We start from the raw sequence: 3997 nt of genomic DNA, 5'->3' as shown, positions 1-3997 counted from the left end.
CTTCGTTACGCTGCTGCGACAGCACAACGGCGCAGGTCTCTCACCTCCGCTCGGTCACACAGCGCCTCGTGGCGCACAAGGTCGCCTTCCCAGTGGCCGGCTTCAGACCGGTCGACAGCCGAGAAGGACCGGTCGTGGATGGTGAGCATCGGCTGCTGGAACCGCGGCCGCCGGCAACTCTGGCGGTGATGCGCTCGGCGGTGATCTCGACCGGTGCGCAGCGGTGAGCGTCGGTGCGGCGCTAATCGCGAGGGCCGCATGAAACGTGAATTCGGTTGATAGACAGCTTGATAGATGCTTTCGTGGCATAACCACATCGATGAATCATCGGGGAAGCGGTGGCGGAGGTGACGGCTGATCTGTTGGGGGCTCCAACGCTGAAGAAGCAGCTCGGCGACCGCGTTACCGAGCTGGTCGTTGGTGTCGACCCGACGGCGGTGGTGACGTGCTCGTCGCGCGGTGGCTCGCCGGTGGGCATCGAAGGGCTGATATCCGCGGCCGGCTGGTGCGTTGCGCCGTAGCTCCCTCGAAATCGTCGACGGCGCTCGACCGAGTCGGGTGGCGATCGTCCGCACCCTCAGCCCTGAGTGATGCAGATCGGCGATCTCGATGCGCTCGTCCTGGGACAGGTATCGCGTGCTGATCTGGCGGACCGCTAGTCGATCTAGCGGCGGGACGAACCCGACCGCGACGCCGTTGCGGTAGGTCTTGTAACCGCGTGTCCAGTTCGTCGCAGCGGACCGGGACACACCGACTTCGCGGGCCGCGGCCCGCACGCTCCACCCGCGAGCCCGCAACTCCATGAACCGCTGACGCTTGGCCGACTGCGGACGACGTCCCGGCCCCTTCTTCACCCGACGCGACGATGCCAACACAACCTCCAGAATCTAGAGAAGTGTTGCGACCGCACCTAGAAACCACCGCGTCGACACGGGGTCAGTTTTCAGACGACGCCGACAACTGTGGCGTTTGCCCTGGGCTCGTTTCCGGTCGTAGAAGGCACGCGATGCTGGACTGGTGCGGAGACTGTTGTGGGCAGCCATGTAGCAGGCTCGGAGTAAGCGCCGGTCATACCTGCGTGGACGTTTCAGGTTGCCCGTGACGCGCCCGGAATCGTGTGGCACTGGTGAAAGACCAGCGATGCCCGCAAGCCTATCCACGGTCTCGTAGTTAGCTAGATCGCCGTTAATCGCGGCCACGAATTCCGCCTCCTAGCAACGGGCCGAATCCGGGCATCGCTGATTTGACTCATGGTGCCGCCCACCCGGATCCAGTCATCGTCATTCATGCGCCCCGAACGCATATCCGCAAGTTTGACCCTCGCTTCGGCCGCCAGCAGCCGCATCACAATTTCGGACTTACTCATTTCCAACGAGAAGATGACACTGGCCATCCGATGTCTGAGCGAACACGATCGCATGAAATCCAGTGCTAGAACGGACTTTTCCAACGCCCGGACGAGCCGCAACGGTAACCATGGTTCCTGGCTGAAGCCCGCAGGTGATCTCATCGAGATCAGCGAATCCGGTCGGCACGCCCCGCGCCAGACCGCCATTGGTAGCGATCGTGTCCAACTCGTCGAGTGTCGGAGTCAGCAAGTCCTCTAACGCGACAGTGTCCTCGCTAGGTCGTGTCCCTGCCGCGGTGTAAAAGAATCCGGACGTAGGTTCCCTCGAAGACCGGCCAGTCTGATGGAAGGAGCCTACGTCCGTGTCGAAGAGGGTATCGCCTGTGCAGCGGTTGCAGGCAGAAATTGATGGTGTGTTCGCCGGCGGCGAGGACCTGGCGGGCGCGATCGAGGAAGTAGCCCGGCTTGGTGCCCGGTTGCTGCTGCAGACCGCCATCGAGGCCGAAGTGGCCGCGTTTTTGGGCCGGGACCGCTACCAGCGGACCGCGAGCTGTGCGGACGCCCGCGCCGGGATGCGCAACGGATACTGCCCGACCACGGTGAAGACCACCGCGGGACCGGTGACGCTGGCACGGCCGAAGATGCGCGGCACCACCGAGCGGTTCGCCTCCCAGCTGTTCGGCAAGGGAGTAACCAAGACCAACGCATTGGAGGCATTGGTGATCGCCGGGTTCGTGCGCGGGTTGTCGGTCCGCGACGTGGAGGCCACCCTGGTCGAAGCGCTCGGCGAGGCCGCCGCGGTGTCGAAGTCGACGGTGTCGCGCATCTGCGAGGACATCAACGGCTCAGTTCGAGCAGTGGAGCGCTCGCCGCCTCGACGACGTCGAGCTCGATTACCTGTTCCTGGACGGGTCGCACTTTAAATACCACGCAGGCGCCTCAGCCGAGCCGGTACTGGCCGCGTGGGGTATCGACACCGACGGCAAACCGGTGTTCGTCGGGCTTGAGGCGGCCTCCTCGGAATCCGGTGCGGCCTGGGAAGGGTTCTTGCGCGGGCTCGGCGAACGCGGCCTGGCGTGCCCACTGCTGGTGATCAGCGACGGCGCACCCGGGCTGATCGGCGCGGTCGAGACCACCATGGGCGCGGCGTTGCGGCAGCGGTGTCTTATTCATCGCGCCAGAAACATCCTGGCCAAGGTGCCCAAGAATGCCCAAGCTGACGTCAAAGCCGATTATTGGGCGGTCTTCGACCTACCAGCCGATGTCGAACCCGGCATCGCCGCGGTCAAACTCGCCCAAAACAGGACCGACGCGTTCGCCAAGCGCTGGCGCGACTCCTACCCGGCCGCAGTGCGGGCCCTGCTCGATGACCGCGACTCGCTGACCGTCTACCTGCGGTTTCCCCGTGAGCATTGGCCCAGGGCCCGACACTCCAACTTCATCGAACGCACCTTCGGCGAAACACGGCGCAGAGTCAAGGTGATCGGCCGCCTGCCCGGCGAGTACTCCTGCCTCACACTGGTGTGGGCCGTACTCGACCGCGCCAGCGCCGGATGGCGCGGGTTCACCATGACCCCGGCCGGGCTGCGGCTGCTGGCCGACCTACGCAGATCGCTGCACGACCCACCGACCGAACTGCCGCAAAGGAATCCGCAAAATCACACCGAAACTGGCCTGGTGCCAACCGAGCCTGTCAGCGCTACCGCATAGACTCATGAACGCAAGCGAACGATCGATCTGCGCGACGAGTTGGGCAACCCGGTCGATCCCGGTTCTCACTGCTAATTTCCTTTCGTCGTTTGTCTCATTCGGTCCAGATTCGGGCCGAATGCTGCGTTGTTGTTGGTGTTCATGGTCGGGCGGGTGGTGCGATTAGGTGTTCTGGACCGGATGCGACAAGCTGCTGTCGGCGTTTCATGGCGCCGTAGTGAACAAGGTCTCCTCCGGCAGCGGCAGTTGGATGGCCAGGCCTTTGCGTTGGCCACGGTTGACGTGGACGGCGTTGAGCTCTCCGCGGCGGATTCGATCCAGGACGGTCTGTTTGGCCACGCCGAGTCGGCGGGCAGCCTGCTCGAGCCCAACCCATCCGTCGGGTGTGTCTGGGGTGATATTGGCGCGTAGCTCGGGGTCGATGCGGATCCGCCACGGGTCGCCAGGGCGATGTTGCTCGCCGTGGATGAAGCCGCTTGCCAGCCACCGGTAGAGAGTGGCGCGGGAGGTGCCCCAGCAGCGTCTCGGCTTCGGCGATACTGACCATGCGTACATCGTCGCCGACGGGTACGACAGGCTCGGTCGGCCCGGCGATACCGTGTTTGCGGCGCAGGCTGCCAACCCGGTCGCGGGTGAACGCCAGCCCGGTCGCAGTCATCACGCCCTGCCGTGCGAGCAGACGCGCGATCGTCGCGTCGTCGTAGTGGGCTGCCAGCCGCCGAATGCGCTCCAGCGTGTCGGCCTCGGTACGGATCGCGCTATCGACGGCGCGCTGAAACAACTCACCAAGCTGCGGTCAATCCACGAGCGACCGGCGAGCGTCCAAACCCGCCGACAGGCGGGCCACTGGGAGGGTGACCTCGTGCGCCACGAGGCGCTGTGTGACCGAGCGGAGGTGAGAGACCTGCGCCGTTGTGCTGTCGCAGCAGCGTAACGAAG

Annotated in this window: 2 protein-coding genes and 4 pseudogenes; 3 read left to right on the top strand and 3 right to left on the bottom strand. The window is 64.7% G+C overall.

Annotation, left to right across the window (positions count from 1 at the left end; genetic code table 11):
- Positions 1–74: 74 nt before the first annotated feature.
- From BST44_RS28830 to BST44_RS31255, 3 pseudogenes are all read right to left on the bottom strand, one after another.
- Positions 75–872, bottom strand: a pseudogene (locus BST44_RS28830) (IS30 family transposase); the annotation flags it as partial.
- Positions 873–944: 72 nt separating this feature from the next.
- Positions 945–1239, bottom strand: a pseudogene (locus BST44_RS28825) (transposase); the annotation flags it as partial.
- A pseudogene (locus BST44_RS31255) lies at positions 1232–1634 on the bottom strand (DnaB-like helicase C-terminal domain-containing protein); the annotation flags it as partial. The pseudogenes BST44_RS31255 and BST44_RS28825, both read right to left, overlap by 8 nt.
- A 76-nt stretch (positions 1635–1710) precedes the next feature.
- Between BST44_RS31255 and BST44_RS31770 the strand changes: the two are divergent.
- From BST44_RS31770 to BST44_RS28800, 3 genes and pseudogenes are all read left to right on the top strand, one after another.
- Positions 1711–3058, top strand: a pseudogene (locus BST44_RS31770) (IS256 family transposase).
- Between the two features lie 129 nt (positions 3059–3187).
- Positions 3188–3469 (top strand): hypothetical protein, encoded by a 282-nt coding sequence (locus tag BST44_RS28805; protein WP_136244823.1) that lies wholly within the window; start codon positions 3188–3190, stop codon positions 3467–3469.
- Positions 3470–3554: 85 nt separating this feature from the next.
- Positions 3555–3992 (top strand): hypothetical protein, encoded by a 438-nt coding sequence (locus BST44_RS28800; RefSeq protein WP_033711281.1) that lies wholly within the window; start codon positions 3555–3557, stop codon positions 3990–3992.
- The last annotated feature ends 5 nt before the right edge of the window (positions 3993–3997 follow it).

It is taken from the genome of Mycobacterium scrofulaceum (genome assembly GCF_002086735.1).
In the GTDB taxonomy this organism is placed as follows: Bacteria; Actinomycetota; Actinomycetes; order Mycobacteriales; family Mycobacteriaceae; genus Mycobacterium; species Mycobacterium scrofulaceum.
This window is presented reverse-complemented; position numbering and strand designations above follow the sequence as displayed.